Below are 1617 nucleotides of genomic sequence, written 5' to 3'. Positions count from 1 at the left end.
GGGTGCGGACCGCGTCCGCCGCCGCTCGGTCGGACAGGTTCTCCGCGAACTGCAGCACCGACACCAGCGCCAGCTGCCCCGGCGATAATCCCGGCGTGCCGTCATCCGGGTACACAGCGGCGAACTCCTCGTCCTCGAACAGGACATCCAGCCGGTCCCGGATGAGCATGGCCGGGGTGCCCTTGGGACACGCCGCCCGCGCCGTTTGCACCGTCCGTGCCGGGATTCGCTGGTGACTCTCCGGCCGCAGCGACACCGCGACCACCTCCACCGACGACGCCACCCCGCACACTCCCAGCCAAGCACCGCACACAGGCAGCCGTCAGCGACTTACCAACATCACCAACGTCCCGGTATTGAGGCTAGAGCCGTGTCAGCCGAACAAGGCGGATGATCTTCACCGCGGACGCTCGCCGCAGACCGGGACGGGCATGGCAACTTGCTCGTACCGGCCCACCTCACCTGTACGTTTCGCGATGCGAGGGCCTCAATGTGGTCGTCGCATCCTGCCAACGTTCGATCCCGGATACAGGTGCCTGGGACGCGGCATGGACTGGAATGCTTCGTCCAGTTCGCGCTGATCACGGCACAGCCACGTGCTCGCCAGTCGATTCAGGACCGAGGTCGGCAACGGAGGGTTGACCACCCGTTGGCCCGGCATGGCCGCCGACTGAACCGCCCAGGCGAACGCCGTCACGGGGGCCAACTCCTCCCAACGGCGGCGGTCGATACCGAGAAACATCATCGCTCGCTGATAGGCGTGCCACGTGTGATAGTCGGCCAGGTCGTCCATGGTATGAACTTCGTGGCCTATGGTGGCCCGCCGCGGGTCGTACAGGACGCCCTCGCCGAAAAAGGCAAAAGCGGCGCCGATCCCGTCGGATTTACAGGGATAGAACCGGTCGATGACCTGCAACTGCACCGAGGAGACAATCTCCAGCGGACCTGCCAGCGGCGTGACGAACGAGATGAAGTTCTGCGGATACTCCGGCAGTCGACTCAGGGAGAGCCACCGGTCACGTAGCCCCCTGATGTCCCCGCCCGTATGAGAACCGATGGCTTTATAGGCGTCAAGGAGCCGCGAGGACGGTGCCAGCGACGTTTCCTCATCGAACTGGTACCAAAACTCGTTCGCCCACCGGTCACCATGCATTCCGGGAATCTCGGGAAGGCCGCGTGCGTGACTCGGCGGAGAAGATGTGGCTGCTTGTGCCCTACTCGTCGATCCCAGCCCCACAGCCATCGGGAGGCCTGCCGCCGCGGCAAGCAGGAAACGTCGCCTCGCTGTCATTCCCTGCCGTCCTCTCATCCGGCCGCAGACGCCTCTGTCACGTCTTGCCGAGCCACTCCGGCCGCCCAGAGACGCTCCTGCGGACTCCCCCTCGGGGCGCGGATTCCGCAGGCATCGTGGCTGCCCAGACCCGTGACTCGGTAGAGGCATATCTCCCACAACGGCGTCCTCGGCCCCGTCGGCCTTTGTCCTCGGTCGTGTCCCGCGACGTGGTGTAGGGGATCAAGCGCAGCGCGTTCCGGTTCGAGGCCCACGGCGATCTGCCTGTTGGCGACAGCCCACGAAGCGTGCCGGTAAGGCGAGCTGGACACCCGATCGGGCGGGGC

1 protein-coding gene is annotated in these 1617 nt (G+C 66.0%); it reads right to left on the bottom strand.

All coding sequences use genetic code 11. From position 1 onward, the window contains the following. Positions 1 to 487: 487 nt before the first annotated feature. Complete coding sequence (locus ABZ453_RS51230) at positions 488 to 1153, bottom strand: hypothetical protein (protein ID WP_359026963.1); 666 nt, start codon at positions 1151 to 1153, stop codon at positions 488 to 490. Positions 1154 to 1617 lie beyond the last annotated feature (464 nt).

Source organism: Streptomyces sp. NPDC005799, from assembly GCF_040630525.1.
Taxonomy (GTDB): domain Bacteria; phylum Actinomycetota; class Actinomycetes; order Streptomycetales; family Streptomycetaceae; genus Streptomyces; species Streptomyces griseorubiginosus_B.
The sequence above is the reverse complement of the archived record's forward strand: the minus strand, read 5'-3'. Positions and strand labels throughout refer to the sequence as shown.

Coding starts and splice junctions, on each gene's coding strand:
- ABZ453_RS51230 (WP_359026963.1), bottom strand. CDS start 1,153: ATGCATGGTGACCGGTGGGCGAACGAGTTTTGGTACCAGTTCGATGAG.